This is a genomic window from Sporolactobacillus sp. Y61 (assembly GCF_040529185.1).
Taxonomy (GTDB): Bacteria; Bacillota; Bacilli; order Bacillales; family Sporolactobacillaceae; genus Sporolactobacillus.
On sequence record NZ_CP159510.1, the window covers coordinates 1,052,372 to 1,072,241 of the forward strand.

18 protein-coding genes and 3 pseudogenes are annotated in these 19,870 nt (G+C 46.5%); 19 read left to right on the forward strand and 2 right to left on the reverse strand.

From position 1 onward, the window contains the following. The first annotated feature begins 257 nt into the window (after positions 1-257). The 14 genes and pseudogenes from spoIIID (at position 258) to ABNN70_RS05270 (ending at position 11,661) form a co-directional block, all read left to right on the forward strand. Positions 258-527, forward strand: a complete 270-nt coding sequence (gene spoIIID, locus ABNN70_RS05205) for a sporulation transcriptional regulator SpoIIID (protein WP_129928377.1) — start codon at positions 258-260, stop codon at positions 525-527. A 191-nt stretch (positions 528-718) separates the two neighbouring features. Further along, a pseudogene (locus ABNN70_RS05210) lies at positions 719-1,719 on the forward strand (rod shape-determining protein). An 84-nt stretch (positions 1,720-1,803) separates the two neighbouring features. After that, positions 1,804-2,622 (forward strand): flagellar hook-basal body protein, encoded by an 819-nt coding sequence (locus ABNN70_RS05215; RefSeq protein ID WP_353948961.1) that lies wholly within the window; start codon positions 1,804-1,806, stop codon positions 2,620-2,622. A gap of 25 nt (positions 2,623-2,647) precedes the next feature. Then, the gene (locus ABNN70_RS05220; protein ID WP_353948962.1) at positions 2,648-3,505 is read left to right on the forward strand and encodes a flagellar hook-basal body protein; all 858 of its coding nucleotides are present in this window, start codon (positions 2,648-2,650) and stop codon (positions 3,503-3,505) included. Positions 3,506-3,517: 12 nt separating this feature from the next. Beyond that, positions 3,518-3,853, forward strand: coding sequence for a DNA-directed RNA polymerase subunit beta (locus tag ABNN70_RS05225; RefSeq protein WP_353948963.1), 336 nt, complete (start codon positions 3,518-3,520; stop codon positions 3,851-3,853). Between the two features lie 16 nt (positions 3,854-3,869). Further along, the gene (gene fabZ / locus ABNN70_RS05230) at positions 3,870-4,301 is read left to right on the forward strand and encodes a 3-hydroxyacyl-ACP dehydratase FabZ (protein WP_353948964.1); all 432 of its coding nucleotides are present in this window, start codon (positions 3,870-3,872) and stop codon (positions 4,299-4,301) included. A 620-nt stretch (positions 4,302-4,921) separates the two neighbouring features. After that, entirely contained in the window at positions 4,922-6,058 is a 1,137-nt protein-coding gene (locus tag ABNN70_RS05235) for an amidohydrolase family protein (RefSeq protein WP_353949384.1), read from the forward strand. A 1,263-nt stretch (positions 6,059-7,321) separates the two neighbouring features. Then, positions 7,322-7,522 (forward strand): annotated as a pseudogene (locus tag ABNN70_RS05240) (aromatic amino acid lyase); the annotation flags it as partial. 55 nt (positions 7,523-7,577) lie between these two features. Continuing rightward, positions 7,578-7,769: pseudogene (locus ABNN70_RS05245) on the forward strand (aromatic amino acid lyase); the annotation flags it as partial. Further along, the gene (locus tag ABNN70_RS05250) at positions 7,766-8,236 is read left to right on the forward strand and encodes an aromatic amino acid lyase (RefSeq protein ID WP_353948965.1); all 471 of its coding nucleotides are present in this window, start codon (positions 7,766-7,768) and stop codon (positions 8,234-8,236) included. The pseudogene ABNN70_RS05245 and the gene ABNN70_RS05250, both read left to right, overlap by 4 nt. Positions 8,237-8,411: 175 nt before the next feature. After that, the gene (locus tag ABNN70_RS05255) at positions 8,412-9,056 is read left to right on the forward strand and encodes an ABC transporter permease (protein WP_353948966.1); all 645 of its coding nucleotides are present in this window, start codon (positions 8,412-8,414) and stop codon (positions 9,054-9,056) included. Between the two features lie 18 nt (positions 9,057-9,074). Then, positions 9,075-9,986 carry a glycine betaine ABC transporter substrate-binding protein gene (locus ABNN70_RS05260; RefSeq protein WP_353948967.1) on the forward strand — a complete coding sequence of 304 codons (912 nt, stop codon included), beginning with the start codon at positions 9,075-9,077 and terminating at the stop codon, positions 9,984-9,986. Positions 9,987-10,010: 24 nt separating this feature from the next. Then, positions 10,011-10,967, forward strand: coding sequence for an ABC transporter ATP-binding protein (locus tag ABNN70_RS05265; protein WP_353948968.1), 957 nt, complete (start codon positions 10,011-10,013; stop codon positions 10,965-10,967). A 28-nt stretch (positions 10,968-10,995) separates the two neighbouring features. Beyond that, entirely contained in the window at positions 10,996-11,661 is a 666-nt protein-coding gene (locus tag ABNN70_RS05270) for an ABC transporter permease (protein WP_353948969.1), read from the forward strand. A gap of 682 nt (positions 11,662-12,343) precedes the next feature. On the opposite strand, the gene ABNN70_RS05275 is transcribed toward ABNN70_RS05270, so the two are convergent. Continuing rightward, the gene (locus ABNN70_RS05275) at positions 12,344-13,696 is read right to left on the reverse strand and encodes a TrkH family potassium uptake protein (RefSeq protein WP_353948970.1); all 1,353 of its coding nucleotides are present in this window, start codon (positions 13,694-13,696) and stop codon (positions 12,344-12,346) included. 40 nt (positions 13,697-13,736) lie between these two features. Continuing rightward, entirely contained in the window at positions 13,737-14,393 is a 657-nt protein-coding gene (locus tag ABNN70_RS05280) for a TrkA family potassium uptake protein (RefSeq protein WP_353948971.1), read from the reverse strand. A gap of 529 nt (positions 14,394-14,922) precedes the next feature. On the opposite strand from ABNN70_RS05280, the gene galU reads away from it, so the two are divergent. The 5 genes from galU to ABNN70_RS05305 are packed head-to-tail and all read left to right on the forward strand — an operon-like array spanning position 14,923 to position 19,857. Then, complete coding sequence (gene galU, locus ABNN70_RS05285; protein ID WP_129928364.1) at positions 14,923-15,804, forward strand: UTP--glucose-1-phosphate uridylyltransferase GalU; 882 nt, start codon at positions 14,923-14,925, stop codon at positions 15,802-15,804. A gap of 50 nt (positions 15,805-15,854) precedes the next feature. Continuing rightward, complete coding sequence (locus ABNN70_RS05290) at positions 15,855-16,502, forward strand: sugar transferase (RefSeq protein WP_353949385.1); 648 nt, start codon at positions 15,855-15,857, stop codon at positions 16,500-16,502. A 42-nt stretch (positions 16,503-16,544) separates the two neighbouring features. Beyond that, positions 16,545-17,735: a glycosyltransferase gene (locus ABNN70_RS05295; protein WP_353948972.1), complete on the forward strand. Its 1,191-nt coding sequence runs from the start codon at positions 16,545-16,547 to the stop codon at positions 17,733-17,735. 59 nt (positions 17,736-17,794) lie between these two features. Next, positions 17,795-18,568, forward strand: a complete 774-nt coding sequence (locus tag ABNN70_RS05300) for a WecB/TagA/CpsF family glycosyltransferase (protein ID WP_353948973.1) — start codon at positions 17,795-17,797, stop codon at positions 18,566-18,568. Between the two features lie 32 nt (positions 18,569-18,600). Beyond that, positions 18,601-19,857 (forward strand): O-antigen ligase family protein, encoded by a 1,257-nt coding sequence (locus tag ABNN70_RS05305; protein WP_353948974.1) that lies wholly within the window; start codon positions 18,601-18,603, stop codon positions 19,855-19,857. The last annotated feature ends 13 nt before the right edge of the window (positions 19,858-19,870 follow it).

Here is a 19,870-nt window from a genome sequence, read left to right on the forward strand (position 1 = left end):
ATCCGAACTCCGAATCCGGTGAACTCCAAATTAAGCAACGATGTGCTTTTACAAAACTTCTCCGTTCCTTCTCTTTCAGGCGTGATCCCTTGTCCCACTTGACTTTTTGGCATATAACCGGAACTCGTTTAATAAGATGTTACAAACTCACAAACGGGGTTTCGAGGTGAGCGCGGCGGGCCTGGAAAGCGTCTGGTTTCCGTTTCCCTCCATACATGGTCTCATTTCGCATCTTCAGATTACAGGAGGCGAGTGGTGTGCACGACTACATCAAAGAGCGTACCATCAAGATTGGAAAGCATATCGTGGAGACAAAAAAGACGGTGCGGGTAATCGCCCGTGAGTTCGGAGTTTCAAAAAGTACGGTTCACAAAGATCTCACCGAGCGGCTGCCGGACATCAATCCCGAACTGGCGAGCGCGGTGAAAAAAGTTCTCGACTATCACAAATCAATCCGCCATCTGCGCGGCGGAGAAGCAACGCGGCTCAAATATCAGAAGGAGACAGAGAAAGCGGTCCAGTCCTGAATCCCGTACAAACCCATCCCGCACCATTCACAGCACAAACCTCACACACAAGCAGCCCGCCAATCTGCGACAAAAGTCGTACTCAAAAATTATTATCCGACAAGCTCCCTGTTTGCATCTATTTATGCTAAAATGAAATAATGTATGATAAACGTACTGGCACGACCAGCGGATGGGGAGGAAATACACAGGTGTTCTCTAGAGATATTGGAATAGATCTTGGGACAGCGAATGTGCTGATTTATGTGAAAGGCCGGGGATTGTCCTGAACGAGCCGTCGGTCATTGCTTTGGATACGGATACGAGGCAAATGCTGGCAGTCGGTGAGGAAGCAAGACGTATGGTAGGACGCACCCCTGGCAATATTGTGGCTATCCGCCCGCTGCGTGACGGTGTCATCGCTGATTTTGAAATTACAGAAATGATGCTCACTCACTTTATAAATAAAATTAATGTTAAAGGTTTTTTGAAAAGGCCACGGATTCTCATCTGTACACCGACTCATATCACCTCGGTGGAAAAGAAAGCGATTCGCCAGGCGGCTGAGCGCAGCGGAGGCAAGGAGGTTTACCTTGAAGAAGAGCCGAAAGTTGCGGCGGTCGGCGCCGGCATGGAAATTTTCGAACCCAGCGGCAATATGGTGATTGATATTGGTGGCGGAACAACGGATATTGCTGTCCTCTCTATGGGCGACATTGTGACCTCCCAGTCGATTAAGCTTGCCGGTGATAAATTTGACCAGGAGATTCTCAACTATATTAAGAAAAAGTATAAACTGCTGATCGGTGAACGAACCGCTGAACAAATTAAAATTCAGGTAGGAACCGTTTTCAAAAATGCACGTGATGAGTCGATGGATATCCGTGGACGCGACATGGTCACCGGTCTGCCGAAAACGCTGACCATTCATTCCAATGAAATAGAAGAAGCACTGGCCGGCTCAATCGGCACGCTCATCCGTGCGGCGAAAAACGTTCTCGAACAGACACCGCCGGAACTTTCAGCGGACATCATTGACCGCGGCGTGATCCTGACGGGCGGCGGCGCGCAGCTTCACGGGATCGATCAGCTGCTGGCAAGTGAACTTCAGGTGCCGGTTGTCGTTGCGGACAATCCGCTGACCTGTGTCGTTGAAGGCGCGGGAAAAATGCTGGAGCATCTGGATAAAGCACCGAAACGTAAGGCAAATTGACGAACATACGGGAAAAACGTTTGTAAGGAAAAGAAAAGCCGGCATCCCGCCTGCTTTTCATACATAAAAAAGAGGTGAAGCGTCATGATCAGAGGACTCTACACTGCGGCTTCCGCGATGATCGCCCAGCAGAGGCGCACGGAGATGCTGTCGAATAACCTGAACAATGTCGATACGCCCGGATACAAGCAGGATCAGGACAGACTCCGTTCCTTTCCGGAGATGCTGATCGACCGTCTCGGCGGCGACCGGCCGAATCCTCAGCGTGTCGGCACGATCGCGACAGGTGTGTATCAGGATGAGACGATCCCTGACTTCACCCAGGGAAAGCTGAAGGAAACCGGGAAGGCGACAGATGTGGCACTGATCACCTCACAGCTTCCGGTCAATCCGCAGACCGGTGCTCAGGAAGGCACGCTGCTCTTCAATGTACGGACACCGGCCGGCGAGACCCGCTACACGCGGAACGGGCATTTTACACTCAGTCCCAGGGGCGAACTGACCGACAGCAACGGCAATCTGGTCCTCAGCACAGCGGGTCAGCCGATTCGCCTTCCCTCCGACCAGTTTGACCTGACGCCAGACGGAACGATCCTGATCAACGGTGCAGCAGCTGATCAGATTGCGGTCAGCTACGCGGCTGATCCCCATCAACTTGTCAAAGAGGGCGGGAGCCTGTTTCGCCTGAACGGCGGAGCCGCTTTGCCCGCAGTAGCCGGTCAGGCTGATATCGCCTATACGCTGAGGCAGGGCTTCACCGAAGGATCAAACGTGTCGCCTGATGAGACGGTCACCGACATGATGGCCGCCTACCGGGCGTTTGAAGCCAGTCAGAAAGTCATCCTGATGCTGGATCAGTCACTGGATAAAGCAGTCAATCAGGTCGGCAGGGTAAACGGCTGATTACACTAATAAAGCGGGTGAACATATGCAGCGGCAAATGATGGCAACAGCAGTCACACTGGGACAGATCCAGCAGCAGCTGGCCACTGTGGCAGACAATATAGCAAACGTCGGCACGACCGGGTTCAAAGGACGGGACGCCTCATTCAGCGACCTGCTTTTTCAGAACATCCGTAATGTCGATCCCGCAGCAGACGAGACCGATCAGGCGGGCCGGCTGACTCCCTCCGGCATCCGTGCGGGCAACGGGGCAAAAATCGGCGATACCCGTCTGGATCTGACGCCCGGCGCCATCCGGCAGACGGGCAATCCGCTTGACCTGGCTCTGACGGATGACCATCAGTTTTTCACGATCGGCATCGCCGGACCCGGCGGTCAGCGGGTGACCGCCTATACACGCGCCGGCAGTTTTAACGCTCAGCCGGATCCGCAGAACGCCAATCAGCTGCGCCTGCTTACGAAAAACGGTGATCCAGTGCTGGCTCAGAATGGTCAGCCGATCATGCTTCCTGCCGGTTACCGCAATCTCGAGATTGATGGCGCGGGAGTGATCACCGCAGTGATGGCAAATGGTGCCCGGATTGCCTCCGGACAGCTCGGCAGAGTTACGGTCAGCCGGCCGCAGCTGCTGGAAAATCAGGGGAACAGCCTTTTTACCCTTCCTGATCTGGCCCCGCTGGGTGTCGGACTGGGCCAGGTGCTCCAGCCTGTCGCGGCAAATGACCGGTCCGTCCGGCAGGGGGAACTGGAAAATGCAAATGTCGATCTGGCCGATGAGATGACGGAACTGATCAATCTGCAGCGCAATTATCAGCTGAACGCACGCTCACTGACTCTCGGGGATCAGATGGCAGGACTTGTAAACGGGCTCGTGCGTGGATAAGTGGTGAAACATATGATGGCGAAAGATAAAAATCTACATAGTAAAACCGCGGGAACGCCGGCCGGCGAAACGCGGGAGTCGGTAAAAAAGGCAAAAGCTGAAGCCCGAAAAGCCGAGCGAAAACAGGAGAGCAAAAAGGAAAGCCAGCCGGTGTACAATCCCTTTTTCAATTATCATAAGCGGAAATTCCCGATCTGGCAGCGCCTGGTTCTGCTGATCAGTATCTGCGCCATCGCCCTGGTCGGGGGTGCCATGTTCGGCTACGGTGTTATCGGGAAGGGCAACCCCTGGGAGGTCTTTAATCCGAATACATGGCAGCACATTCTGGACTTTTTGAGAACTGATTAACGAAGGAGAGTTACCCATGTTGAACATAGATGAAATAAAAAAAATCCTGCCGCACCGCTATCCGTTTCTGCTCGTTGATAACGTCCTCGAAGTCGAAGAGGGAAAACGCGCCGTCGGGATTAAAAACGTCACAGCGAATGAGCCGTTTTTTACCGGCCATTTTCCGGATTATCCGGTGATGCCCGGCGTGCTGATCGTTGAGGCCCTTGCCCAGGTCAGCGGCATTGCTGTCCTGCATCAGGGAACAGCTGAAAAGATGCTGCCCCTTTACGCCGGCATCGACAAATGCCGTTTCAAACGTCAGGTGCGCCCCGGTGACCAGCTTCGCCTGGAGTCGGAAATTCTCCGCTTCCGCTCCGGATTCGCCAAAGCGAAAGGCGTCGCCACCGTTGACGGCGAGGTCGCCTGCGAAGCGGAAATGCTGTTTGCTCTGAAAAAAGCAGAATAAAACACTGAAACCGGATCGGGGCAGATGGCCTGACCCGGCTTTTTTTGTAATCCTCCCCGCCTGATCTCGAGCGGGTTCGATTTTTCTGCGCAGTACACGTCACAAGGTTCCGTTGCCTGCCTCATGACGCTGCTTCCCATTTTCCGGATGTCGGCTGCCCCTTCCTTTCTTGAAAATGCTATTCAACGCTCGTCATGATAAAATAAGCCTAAAGTTGCCTCATCCCTGGCAGTTACGTAGAAAGGCTGCAGAAGATGCCGGTTGGATCAAATTCCAATGATCAACGAGAGGATATCACGCAGTACCCGGGCGGAACAGGGATTACGATTAACTTCAAAACTTATTATACGAGGAGGAATCATCATGGAATGGGATGTCGTCATTAAAAATGGAACGATTGTCACCCCGCACCAGAGCTTTAAAGCCAGTATATACATAAAAGACGGAAAAATCGCGGCGCTGTCCGATCAGCCGCTTACCGGCAGAGCAGAAAAAGAAATCGATGCATCAGGAAAGTACATACTTCCCGGATTAATTGACGTCCACGTGCACTCCCGTGACCCCGTCCAACCTACAAGGAAGACTTCTTTACGTCCACTCAGGCTGCAGCGGCGGGCGGGATCACAACGATCTTTGATATGCCGAATACAACCCCGCCGACCCGCGATCTGGAAAGCTTCAACCGGCAGACCGCGAATCTCACGCCGAAAGCCCATGTCGATTTCGGGCTCTGGGGTATCCTCCTCGGCCGGATGAACAGCGCCGACCTTCCGGATCTGGCCAAAGCAGGCGTGATTGGTTTTAAGTATTTCTGGGGTTACGCCATCAATAAAAAAACGTTCCAGCTGACGTACAACTACCGGCCCGGCATGGACGACGATGTGATTGCCCCGTTTTCTGACGGTGAAGTCTATGAGATTTTTCAGAATGTGGCGAAAACCGGCAAGGTCATGGCCATCCACGGAGAGGACAGCAGCCTGATTCAGACGCTGACTGAGCAGGTGCGTCAAACCGGTCGCAACGATTACAACGCCCTGCTGGAAGGGCGGCCGAATCTCGCGGAAGAGGTCACCGTCCAGATGGGACTCGCATTCTCCCGCGCAACCGGTGCCCGCCTTCATGTGCTCCATGTCACCACCGCTGAGGCAGTAGACGCCATCCGCCGCGCCCGGGCGCAGGGCGCACCGGTCAGTGCCGAAACCTGTCCGCATTACCTGTTTCTCAGTAACGAAGACTATCCGAAAATAGGTCCGGTCATGAAAATCTATCCGCCGATCAAATACAAAAAAGATCAGCAGCGGCTCTGGCAGGGCATCAGCGACGGCACGATCACCATCATTTCGTCCGACCACGCCCCGCATACGCCGGAGGAAAAAAACGGCGATCTCTGGTCGATCCCGGCCGGTATGCCCGGTACGGAAACGCTGGCGCCGCTGATGCTGAACGCCGTCAATGACGGGCGTCTCACCCTGCAGAAACTCACTGCTCTGCTCTCGGAAAACCCGGCCCGGCGTTTCGGCATTTATCCGCAGAAAGGATCACTCCAGATCGGTACCGACGCGGACCTCACCATCGTCGACATGGAAAAGGAAACGGTGATCCGCGCTGAGAACCTGCACAGTAAAAGCAAAATTACTGCTTATGACGGCTGGCATGTCAAAGGCATCCCTGTCGAAACCATCGTCCGCGGCGAGACCATTATGAAAGACGGCGAGATTGTCCATAAGCCGTGCGGGAAAATCGTTAAACCGCTGTAACAAGAAAACACCGGCAAAAGCCATCGCTTTTGCCGGTTTACTTTTATCCGGAGAAGGAGCACTTGCAGTCGGGAAGTTCCCCATTTGCGGAAAACGCTTCCGTCATTAAAGTCGGTCCGAATCCCGAAAAAGTTGGTCCAACTCCAATAAAAGTCGATCCGAAATCTCAAAAAGTCGGTCCGAAATCCTGAAAAGTCTGTCCGAAAGCAAAATAAAAGTTGGTCCAAATTCCTGAAAAGTCGGTCCAAATCCCGAAAAAGTCGGTCCGAATCCCGAAAAAGTTGGTCCAACTCCAATAAAAGTCGGTCCGAAATCTAAAGAAGTCGGTCCAAACCCGGCAAAAGTCGATCCGAAATCTCAAAAAGTCGGTCCAAACCCACCTCCAATATAAGCAGTCCCGAATTTCGGCAACGGCAACCGCACCAGCTGCATCGTTAAGTTACAATTCATTATTATAAAGTAATAGAATAGTATAACTTATTCAGTATTCAAACTTATTCTGTACACGATCGTTCAACAAATCAACATCATTCACTCAAAGCGTCGGAACCGGGCACCTGAATACATAACACCCATCGGAATCTAGATAGACCACATCGTTTTAAATGGACACAAACTGACAATTGATGTTAGGATGGTCTTACGGGCACATTTCAGTTAAACTAAGAATTAACGAATGGGTGTGTTCCCGTATGGGCAGCGGAAAGACGGCTAAAAAATGTAATAAAGAATTCCGCCAGATAGCCGTGGACTTTATCAATCAGTCAATTCGGTCAAAGACCTCAGCAGCGAATACGGCGTATCAGAAACGACGATTTATAAATAAATAGATTGAGAAACTGGAACCCATTTCTTTAGAAGACGGAAAATTCTTTACTCTTGAGGATTACCTGAAGCTTCAGAAAGAGATGAGACGCATTCAGGAGGAAAATGAAATATTAAAAAACGCTATGGCTAGTCGTGCTCTCTTTCAATACATTGATGGCCGGAATAACAGGGCTGGAATTACATAGTTCTCTCGATTATCTGACGCCTCAGGAAGCAGAAGATAAACTTTTGAAGACGGCCTGATCAAACATGCCGCATGAGCACCGCTTGACATGGAGAGGCGAGCGATGTAGGCTATCTCGCCAGACGAAAGAGATTTACCCTTTTGCCCTTCGCCAAAAAGCATCGCCTGTAGAGGCTCCATTTCAAACGATTCATATCAAGCCAAAATGATGCAACGCGTTCTCATCCACTAAACTTTTTGCGTTTAATCTATTGTCTTACATCCAAATTGGGGACATTGTTCGGGCTGCAAACGGCGAGGTACAGGTGGAAATCTCACAGGAAGTTATAGAGCGTATCACCAGAGCGCAGGCATTTGTCTATCAGCAAGTCGGCAAGGATGAACCCGTTTACGGATTTAACCGCGGGGTGGATCTGAACAAGGATCGGCCGGTGCAGGAGAGCGCTTTGAAGCGTATAACCGCAGTCTTATTTACTCCCACTCTATCCGGTAAAACCCGAGACGACCGGGCAGGTGGTTGGCGCAGCAATGCTGATTCGACTGAATACCCTGCTGCCTGGCTGCACCGGAATTCAGCCGGAGATTGTCAGACTCTATCAGGCGTTTCTAGATAAAGATATCTGTCCCGTCATGAATGAACGGGGATCCATAGCCGCAGCGGATATTGGCTGCCTGTCTGCGCTGTCGGTCTGGCAATGATCGGAGAAGGCTATGTCGATTACCGGGGGACGCGCATGTCCGCGGAACAGGCGCTCAGCCAGTCGGGACTTCGTAAAAACCGGCTTGGGCCAAAAGATGCCCTGGCGATTGTCAGCTCCAATGTGCTGGCAGCAGGGGAAACGTCACTGCTTGCGGATCATACTGAAAAGCTGGTGAACACCGCCAACCTGATTTATGCCCTGTCCCTTGAAGGATTTGACGGCAACATCACGCCATTAAACCCGCGGATCATTGAAACGCGTGCTGCACTAGTCCGGAACGCTCTTGAAGGCAGCTATCTATGGGACGGACATCAGCGCCTGAGCCTGCAGGATCCGCTCAGTTTCCGGGGTGGTTTCAGCATTCATGGATCGGTCAGGGATGCGCTGGATATAGTAAAAAAGACGCTCACCGTTTTCGTCAATGTATCAACTCTCAGGTCTGAACGACTGGCTGGACTCGCTTGAAACTGATATTTTATCTCAAGTATGTCAAAATTATCGAAACTGTGAAAGCTTACTGATAATACAATATCAAATTATGATCAGCATTTATCATATTTTGATATATCAGATATTCAAAGGGTGATACGGCAACCTGAAAACATGAATGCGGATGTAAGAAGGAGGGAGGGAGAAGGGATTGAATCTGCTTGTTGAAGCCATGCAGTATATCCAGGCGAACAGTCAGGAATTTAAGGAGGCCGTCGTCACACATCTGGAACTCAGCGGGCTAGCTCTTTTGATTGGCTTTTGTATCAGTATCCCCTTAGGTATCATTTCGGCGAAAAATGATCGACTCTCCAGTTTGATCATGAGTGCTGTGAATGCGATGAGGGTCATTCCCAGTTTAGCGATATTAGTGCTTGTCATGCCGATTCTTGGAACGGGTTTTGTTCCGTCACTGGTCGCTTTAACCATTCTTGGCTGTCCGCCGATGCTGATCAATACCTTTCTCGGCATTAAAAGTATTGAGAAAGAGGCGATTGAATCGGCAGTCGGTATGGGCATGGACACCCGCCGGATTCTCTTCAGAATTGAGATTCCTCAAGCCGTGCCGCTGATCATGTCAGGTGTCCGCACGGCATCAGTTGAAGTCATTTCCAGTGCAACACTTGCTGCTTTTATCGGCGGCGGCGGCCTCGGCACCTTTATTATCAATGGGCTTGGGATGTATGATTTTGCTCTGCTGTTTGTCGGAGCCATCCCGGTTGCCCTGCTGGCGATTTTTTCTGAAATGATTTTCGGACTTATTGAAAAAATGTTAACCCCTTATAAAAAAGCGTAACGGAAAAGAGGAGAAACGATGAAAAAAGTGATATTGGCAGGGATCATCCTGGTTCTCGCCCTGTCCCTGGCCGCGTGCGGATCCGGATCGGGCAGCGGGTCTTCAAATAAAGTAGAAACGGTGACGATCGGTTCCAAGAACTTTACAGAAAGCCTGATTCTCGGTGAGATGTACGCGGACGCTCTGGAAAACGCCGGTTATAAAGTCAACCGGAAACTGAATCTGGGCGGCACGCTGGTTGCTCATCAGTCGCTGGTCGACGGACAGATTGATATGTATCCGGAATATACAGGAACCGGACTGCTCAACATCCTGAAAAGGGACAAAGCAACCGATGCAGATGAAGTGTATGACACTGTATCCAGAGCCTACAAGGATAAATGGAACCTGGTCTGGCTTGAACCGACTCAGGCTAACGATTCACAGGGACTGGCTGTGACGAAAACCGTATCGGATAAATATAACATTCATACCTATTCCGATCTTGCCAAAGCCGCACCGAATATCCGGTTTGCCGCTACCCCTGAATTCAATGAACGTCCGGACGGGCTGAAAGGTTTGCAGGAGGCTTACGGCGGCTTTAAATTCAAATCGAACAAGCTCTTCGACTACGGTATTAAATATAATGTTCTGCTGCAGGGCAAGGAGGACGCTACAGTGGCCTTCACAACGGATGGTCAGCTGACGGACAAAAATCTGGTTCTGCTGGAAGACGATAAGCACTTCTATCCTCCGTATTACGTGTGCCCGGTGATCCGTAACAGTGTGATTAAGAAAGATCCGAAAGTAGCGGATATCATCAATAAAGTCTCTGCAGAACTCGACAGCAAAGTGATGCAGGAACTCAACGCTAAAGTAGACATTGATAAGCAGAAGTATCAGCAGGTTGCAAAAGATTTTCTGGTTGAGCATGACCTGATTAAGGGTTAATCAGAAGAAGGGAGGTTTGACAGCGTGCCTGAGCATGACGCAATTGTTCTGGATGGCATCAGTAAGACATTCAGACGGGCTAAAGCCCCCTCAGTGTATGAAACCCACCTGAAGGTGGAAAGCGGAAAGTTTGTCACTATTCTTGGAACATCAGGGTGCGGAAAAACCACCTTGCTGAAAATGGTTAATCGATTGTATGAGCCGTCATCAGGCAGAATTCTGATCAATAACGAAGATGTCACGGACATCCCGCCGACGGTATTAAGACGCAGGATCGGTTACGTCATTCAGCAGATCGGGCTTTTCCAGCATATGACGATTGAACAGAATGTTGCGACCGTGCCGAAAATCCTTGGCTGGGACAAAGCACGGATCAGCAGCAGGATTGATGAATTGCTGAATCTGGTCAGGCTCGATCCGGCCTTATACAGGAAAAGATATCCGCGCCAGCTTTCAGGCGGGCAGCAGCAACGAGTCGGAATCGCAAGAGCGATGGCGGCGGATCCCTCAATCATGCTGATGGATGAACCGTTCGGGGCGATCGATGCCATTAACCGCACGATGCTGCAGGATGAAATTCTGAAAATACAGAAACAGCTTCATAAGACCATCCTGTTTGTCACCCACGACATCATGGAAGCTCTGAAGCTGGGTGACAAAGTCATTATTATGAACGACGGCACGATCCAGCAATACGATGAACCCCTGAAAATCCTGCGTCATCCGGCTAATGATTTTGTCCGCCATCTGGTGAATTCGGACGACATTTTGAAGAGTCTGAGCTTCATCAAAGCGAAGGATGTTATGAATCCGGAAGAGGCGGGCGCAGATCCGGGTGACGATCCTGTACTTCATGAAGACGACAGTCTGAAGGAGGTGCTGATCGCGCTTCTCAGGGAAAAGTCAGACGAGGTACGGATTATCGGTCAGGCGAATAAAGTCACTGGAAAGATCACTTTCCAGGATCTCAAGAAAATATAATTGAAGGAAAAAAGGGAGTGGTGATCCCATGCTGGATTATATCAGATGGAGCAGTCAGGAAATCATAACCCTGTTTATACAGCATATGCAAATCTCGGGCCTGTCCCTGCTGATTGCTGTACTGATCGCCCTGCCGCTGGGATTCCTCCTGTCGAAAAGTAAGCTCGCTGCCACGATCATTCTGCCGGTTCTCAGCGTGATGTATACCATTCCCAGTCTGGCTCTGTTTGCTCTATTAATTCCGCTTGTGGGTCTGGGCATGAAATCGGCGGTGATTGCCCTGGTGGGTTACAGTCTGCTTATTCTGGCCCGGAATGTCATGGTCGGCTTTCATTCGGTGGATCCGGCGACGGTTGAAGCCGGAAAGGGCATGGGTCTGAACGTCTGGCAAATGTTTTTTAACATTGAGCTTCCGCTCGCCCTGCCGGTGATACTGGGCGGGATACGCATCGCAGCCGTATCCATTATCGGAATCGCAACGATTGCTTCGTGGATTAATGCCGGCGGGTTAGGCGTCATGCTGTTTCAGGGGCTGAGCCAGAATAACGTTCCGGAAATCATCTGGGGAACGATCTTCGTCGCTTTACTGGCGATCATCGTGAACGTTGTCCTTTCCCGGCTTGAAAAAGCGGCCCTGGCCAGATCAAAAGGCGAACGGATAATCGAGCGAAAAAAGCGCAGGAAAATCTTTTGACTTACTCTGAGGAGGGAAACAGATTGTCTGAAAATAAGACTGTATCGAATAAGAAAGCAATAAGAGCCGTCGCAGCTGCGTCAATCGGTAATGCTTTGGAGTGGTATGATTTTTAAGTTTACGCCTTTTTTACTATTTACATTTCTCAAAACTTTTTTCCGGCGAGGAACAGTTCGGTCCAGTTATTAAGTTGGTCCGGAAGCAGAAAAAGTCGGACCGAAATCTCAGAAAGTCAGTCCAAATTTCAGAAAAGTTGGTCCATATATCTCAGGAAAGTCGGACCGAGTCCACGAAAAGTCGGTCCGAATCCCGAAAAAGTCGGTCCGAATCCCGAAAAAGTCGGACCGAATCCCAAAAAAGTTGATCCGAATCCACGAAAAGTCGGTCCGAATATCTCAGGAAAGTCGGACCGAGTCCTAGAAAAGTTGATCCGAATCCCGAAAAAGTCGGTCCGAATCCCGAAAAAGTCGGACCGAATCCCAAAAAAGTTGATCCGAATCCACGAAAAGTCGGTCCGAATATCTCAGGAAAGTCGGACTGAGTCCTAGAAAAGTTGATCCAAAATCTCAGAAAGTTGGTCCAAATCCACAAGAAGTCGGTCCGAATCCACGAAAAGTCGGTCCAAAATCTCAAGGAGTCGATCCGAATTTCGGCAACCCTCGAAGACAGCGCATTCTCCCCGTCATCCGGTATAGATCTCGCCATCCGGATAGCGGATATCCACTTTTGAGCGGCGGGTGACGGAAAAGGCGAGGGTCAGTGGCCCAACCTTGCCGAAGAACATCACGCACATGATCACAATTTGCCCGAACACGGACAGCTCAGAAGTCGCTCCGATGGACAGTCCGGCGGTACCGAATGCCGAGATCACCTCAAACAGAATCATCATAAATGGCAGATCCTCCGACAGGCACAGTAAGAACAGAGCCAGGAACACCACAGCGACGGAAATCGATATAATCGACACCGCACGGACAATCACCTGATGTTTAATTGTACGTTTGTTTAACACCACTTCACGTCGCCCGCGCAGGAACGTAACGACTTCTGCCACCACAATCATGAACGTCGTCAGCTTTATGCCACCGCTCGTTGACGTGCTGCCGGCGCCGATAAACATCAACAGCATCGTCAGCAGGAGTGCCGCCTGGCTCAGTCCGGCCGGATCAAACGTACTGAATCCGGCCGTCCGCGGCGCAATACCCTGGAAGAAGGCCGCCCATGCCTTATCCCATCCGCTCAAAGCGCCAAGAGTCCGGGGATTGCCCGCTTCAATCAGGAAGATTGCGAGAACGGCGCCAACATTAATGATCACCGTACCGACGAGCATCACCTGTGAATGCAGCTGCAGTTTACGAAACCGGCGCGTCGACAAAAGATCAGCCAGCACCGTGAAACCGATACCGCCCAGCGTAATCAGCATCGTCAGGGTGAGATTGACAATCGGGTCACCGACGTACTGCGCCATACTTCCAGGGAAAAGGGAGAAACCCGCCTGATTAAACCCGCTGATCGAATGGAAAACGCTGTAATAAATTCCGCGTCCCCAGCCATAATCCGGTACCAACCGGAAGACGAGAAAAAAGGCACCGACCAGTTCAATCACAAAAGAAAACGTGAACAGCCAGCTGACCAGACGAAGCACACCGCCGATGGACGGCGAACCCAGCGCTTCCTGCATCAGCTGCCGCTGGCGGATGGACACTTTCTTACCCATCAGGATAAAAAAGAAGACCGCAAACGACATCACGCCGATGCCGCCAACCTGAATCAGTACCATCAGAATAATCTGACCAAACAGGCTGAACGTCGCAGGGACGTCAAATAGCGTAAGACCCGTCACTGTCGAAGCGGAAGTGGACAAAAAGAGTGCATCCAGCCATGAAATCGGCCGGACAGTCGACACAGGTAGCTTCAGCAGCACCGTTCCGATCAGGATCAGAAGAGCCAGCAGCCCGGACAGGAGCAACGGCGGATTAAACGTCACCGGCTTCAGGTCCAGCCGGGCAAGTATTTTTTTTATCCACAACAACATTGATGTATCAGTCCCTTACTAAATACAAAGGCCCCTGCACTCAGAGGCCTTCCTGCTCGAACCGCTCCAGATCCTCGCTTTTTCCGATAATCAGCAGCACATCGCCGCGCTCAAGCTTCAGTTCGCCGATATTCCGCACGATCACCTGCTGGTTGCGCCGGATGGCAATCACGTTGCAGCCGTAGTTGGCCCGCACGTCAATCTCCATAATCGACTTCCCAATCAGCTGGTCCGTCACTTCAATTTCAATAATGCTGTAATCCTTTGACAGCTCGATATAATCGAGAATCTTGTTCGCCGTTGCCAGATGCGCAATACGGAATCCGATCTCGACTTCCGGCCGGATAATCTTGTCTGCCCCGAGCTTCTTCAGAATCTTCTCGTGATAATCATTTTGCGCTTTGGCCCAGATCTCCTTCACGCCTGCCTCTTTCAGGAGCAGCGTCGTCAGAATACTCGCCTGAATATTTCTGCCGATCGCCACAATCACGTGATCGAAATTGCGGATCCCGAGTGCCTGCAGGACCTTCTCATCTGTTGAATCCGCTTGCACCGCCTGCGTCACAATATTTGAAAAATCATTGACCTTATCCAGATCAGTATCGACAGCAAGAACCTCGCAGCCCATATTGCTCAGCTCTGTGCAAATGCTTGCCCCGAGCTGGCCGAGTCCAATCACCGCGAACTGTTTATTCATGTAAAAACTTCCTTCATAAAAAGATCCGAGAATCGCTGATTTCCTATAATGTAACGGCAGAAAACAAAAATGTCAAATACCCGTAAATCCCGGACCATCCGCACTGAAAACCGGCCGAAAACGTGGGAAAAAAATTTCTTTTATTTCGGTTTATCTGTGAAAAACAGGCGAGAGAGATCCATAGAGTGATTCATTTTGATTGAACAATCCATCTGACCATTGAAACAAAAATGTAATCTAACTATAAAGGCAAGGATACACAGAGACAAGAATGCCTTTACATGGGCACTCTGTGACTTTTTTCCCATATCTTCCTCTTCTCAGAATACGATTCTATGCTATAATGCAAATAGCTTGACGCGCCGGATATTGTCGATTCCTGGTTTATACTTTTCCTGGATCGGACAATCATGTATAATAGCTCATTATGTGATGCTGAGCACATAGGACGTTGATAAACGGCACGCAGACACGTGCTGCGGGTATCATGAGTTACATTATTTTCCGAAATGACTCGGGGGGTTATTTGATGAAAAAGGTCAGAAAAGCTGTAATTCCTGCTGCCGGACTCGGAACGCGATTCCTGCCGGCAACCAAGGCGCTTCCTAAAGAAATGCTTCCGATTGTGAACAAACCAACGATTCAATATATCGTCGAAGAAGCAGTCGATGCCGGGATTGAAGATATTATTATCGTAACCGGAAAAGGGAAACGTGCTATTGAAGACCACTTTGATATTGCATACGAACTGGAACAGAATTTGATTCATAAAAAGAAATTTGATTTGCTCGAAAAAGTACGTGAGCCATCCAAGATCGATATCCACTATATCAGACAAAAGTCGCCAAAAGGTTTGGGTCACGCGGTTTGGTGCGCCCGCAAGTTCATTGGCGACGAGCCTTTTGCCGTCCTGCTGGGCGACGATATCGTTCAGGCGAAAGAGCCGTGCATCAAACAGCTGATTGATCAATACGACAAAACCGGCTGCTCCGTGCTTGGTGTCAAGGAAGTGCCGATGAAAGAAACGAAACGTTATGGCATCATTGACCCGAAAGCAAATGACGGTCGACTCTATAACGTCAGCAAATTTGTTGAAAAACCGGAATCCAACCCACCTTCGAACCTGGCGATTATTGGCCGGTATGTCCTGACCCCGGAAATCTTTGGCTTCCTGGATAAGAAGGAAATCGGTGCCGGTGGCGAGATCCAGCTGACCGATGCCATCCAGAAACTGAACGAACTTCAGGGCGTTTTTGCTTATCAGTTTGAGGGCAAACGGTTCGATGTCGGCGAAACTCTTGGCTTTGTCCTGACCAACATTGAAATGGCCCTGCAGAATAAGGATCTGCAGAAAGGCGTGCTTAAGGGCATCGAACGGATTTTGCACGAGAATAAATTACCGCTTGAATGATGGAGGAACCGGCGATGGCTTTATCAAGAACTGAGATCGACTCACGCTACATGGCACCTGAATCGTACAGCCAAGCCTTGGTTAATGATAGCCACTTTTATTTGTTCTTTAAAAGGGTCATGGACATCTTTGGCGCATTGATAGGGCTCATTTTACTCTCACCTGTATTTTTGATCGTTGCCCTTGCGATCAAGCTTGAAGATCCAAAGGGAAGGATTATTTTTAAACAAATACGTGTTGGAAAAAACGGAAAAACCTTTTATATATATAAATTCCGCTCAATGGTCACAAATGCTGAACAATTATTGGTGAAATTACTTGAAAAAAATGATACAAACGGTGCCATGTTTAAGATGAAAAATGATCCGCGAGTCACTCGAATCGGTCGCTTTATCCGCAGGACAAGCATTGATGAGTTACCACAGCTTGTCAATGTTTTAAGAGGAGATATGAGCCTGGTTGGACCAAGACCTCCTCTTCCAAGAGAAGTTATTGATTATTCTGAGTACGATAAGCAAAGGCTTATCGTGAGACCAGGCTGTACAGGATTGTGGCAGGTCAGCGGAAGAAGTGATCTGGGTTTTAAAGACATGGTTCAGTTAGACTTAACCTACATTCAAAATAGATCAATATGGACCGATATTAAAATTATATTTAAAACTCTGGGTGTCATGGTTGAGTCGAAACATGCATATTAAGAGAAATGTTAATATAAGTCATATTTAGAGGACGGAATGAATTTGAATATTTTATTTTTAAACAATTTATTGCCATATCCTCTTGATAATGGTGGAAAAATTAACACGTACAATACTATCAAGGCACTGTCTAAAAACAACAACGTTGATTTACTATCGTTCATTAATGATGAATCGGAGCGAGTAAATATCAAAAGACTCAACACACTGTGTGATAGAATTCAAGTTGTTAAAAAGACGGTAATCAGAGGCACTTCAACATCAACATTTGTAAAAGATTATATCATGAGTTTTTTTACACCTCTTCCCTATGTAATTAATAAATTTTACAGTAAAGAAATGGAGAAACTGATTATTCAGTACCAGGGGGAAAGAAATTATGATTTGATTTATGTTAATCATCTATCTATGATGGTTTACAATAAATCATTTTATGCAAAAGTTTTATTACACGAACAAAATGTTGAATCTAAGATATTTGGTCGTTTTATTAGAGAAACAAAAAATCCTGTAAAAAAGATTTTAGGTTACAATGAATATTTAAAATTAAAAAAGTTTGAAATTAAAATGCTCAATAAGTCAGACTGTGTCATAGCATTGAGTTCGATCGATAAAAACGAGTTTCAGCAAATGCTGAATGATAAAGCTGATAAAATTCATGTGATTGCTATTCATATTGATGCTGATTTATTAGCATTTGATCACCATTCTGACCAAAAGATCAATCTCCTGTTTATGGGTACAATGTCTTGGTATCCAAATCAGGACGGCATCATTTGGTTTTTGAAAAATTGTTTTCCCCAATTGGATCCTCAAAAATTTAACCTTTTTGTATGTGGTTCAAATCCTCCGGAAGAAGTATTAGAGTACGAAACAGAAAAAAACATCACCGTTACGGGATATGTTGATGATATAGATGATTATATGAAATATTGTGATATTGGCATTGTTCCACTATTTATCGGGAGTGGGCAAAGAGTAAAAATTATAGAATCATTTGCTAAAGGACTTCCAGTTGTTTCAACTTCTATTGGAGCAGAGGGAATTATTTCTGAACAAAACAACATACTGATTGCTGATAGTAGCGAGAAGTTTATTCAATGTATAAAAATGCTGGCAGCAGATTCTGCTTTTAGAGAAAAAATAAAAATAAATGCGAGAAAAATTTACGTAAAAAATTACTCTACGAATAGTCTTATCGGGAAACTGGATAAGATAATTTCAGAAATATGATTTGATTTGCTTATAGTATCAACGATGATATTAAGCAAATATAAGCAGGAGTGCTTCTTGTGAAGAATATCAATATTTTTTCAATAAGGATAGATAATGTTACCTTAGATAAAGCAGCTACCAGTGTTATAGAAATGGCAGATGATAAAGTTACATTTGATTTTGTTGTAACACCTAATGTAGATCATGTTGTGAAATTGCAGGCAGATGTTGAGTTCAAAAAAATATACGATAAGGCGTCCTTGGTTCTTGCTGATGGTCAGCCGCTAATATGGGCTTCTAGAATACTGAGGAAACCATTAGTTGAGAAAGTTTCAGGATCTGATTTATTTCCAAAGATTTGTGAAAAATCTGTTCAACATCGTTTAAAGATCTTTCTTGTTGGAGGAAATGATGGGGTTGCGCTACAAGCATCTAAGAGGCTTATAAAGAAATATCCAGGATTAAATATCGTGGGGACGTATTCCCCGCCACGTGGTTTTGAAAAAGATAACAACGAAAATGATAAAATCATCCGACTAATTCATAAAGCATCACCTGACATATTATTTGTCGGACTGGGAGCTCCAAAGCAGGAAAAATGGATTTATGATAATCTCTATCGTTTGCGTGTACCTGTATCATTAGGAGTTGGTGCGTCATTTGATTTTGAGGCTGGAAATATTAAAAGAGCCCCAAAAGTTTTACAAAAAATAGGGATGGAGTGGTTCTGGAGATTCTGTCATGAACCAACAAGATTATTTAGGAGATACTTTATTGATGATATAAAATTTATTAGACTCTTCTTTAAGGAGTTTAAGGGACGAAAGTATAGTCATTCGGAAAAAATATAGGACTATAAACTGTTATTAGCAGGAGATTTAATATGAAAAAAAGACTACTGGCATTAATTATTATTTTTTATCCAATTTTAGATATTATTTATAGTATTAATACAAATGTATTAAAAATTAATCTTCCTGTTAATCAGTTCTTAAGATTATTGATACTGGTTTATTTAATCACTTTTATTAAAAAGAAGAAACAACTTATTTTATTGTCAATATTGTTATTCTTTCTAGTTTGTGGGGAAGTTTTTTACAAAATAATGGATATATCACAAAATAATATATTTGATAATTTGTCTTATATTCTCAAACTTCTTTTTTTCGTTATAGTTATTTTTTCTTTTGAAAATATATTGCGAAGAAAAATTCTTGCTGCTGAAGATATTTTTAAATATATAATTTGGTCAACTTACATTATTACGATTAGTATATTAATCAGTCCACTCGGTATTGGATTTCATACATATTCCAGTACTGTACCACGTTTTGGATATAAGGGATTATTTGTCGTCCATAATGCTGTTACTGCTACTCTACTCATTATTAATCCATTATGCCTTTATATGTGGTATAAATTCAAAAAAAAGATATACATAATAAATTATATATTAATCATTTTATCATTAATAATGTTAGGTACTAAATCAGGGCTTGTGGGAACTTTCTTCGTTCTTGCAATTGAAGTTATTTGTTATATGACGGTGACTAAATGGACAAAATGGAAAACACTTGTTTCAAGTTGCATAATTGTTTTTGGAACAACTATGTTATTCTTTTTTAAAAATCCTATATTACATTTTATTGATATGCAGCGGAATCTATTACAGACACTTGGAGGAAATAACTTATATAGTTACCTTGTATCGAATAGAAATTTACAAATATATTACGTGGAAAACTATTTGAATAAATTATCTTACCCTAATATACTATTCTGGTTATTTGGTTTAGGATTTTCTACAGTAAATTCTGTCATTCATCTTGGAAAAAGTGATTTTATGATAATGGAAATGGACTTCTATGGTATTTTGTTTTATTCAGGTATATTTGTCACAGTTTTTATTACATCAATCATACTTATAAGAGTATATGCTTCAATAAGATTAATGACTAAAAATTGGTTTGATCCAAAATATTTGAACTTATTATTGAGTATATTCATGGGAATTACTCATTCATTTTTTGGAGGGCACGTTATCTATGAGGCAATGTCAGCTCTTTATTTTGGGGCAGTATTGGCAGTTTCCAAAGTAGAATATGAAGTAGTGGCTGAGGAGAATAAAATTTATTCTTGAAATGAGGTTCTAA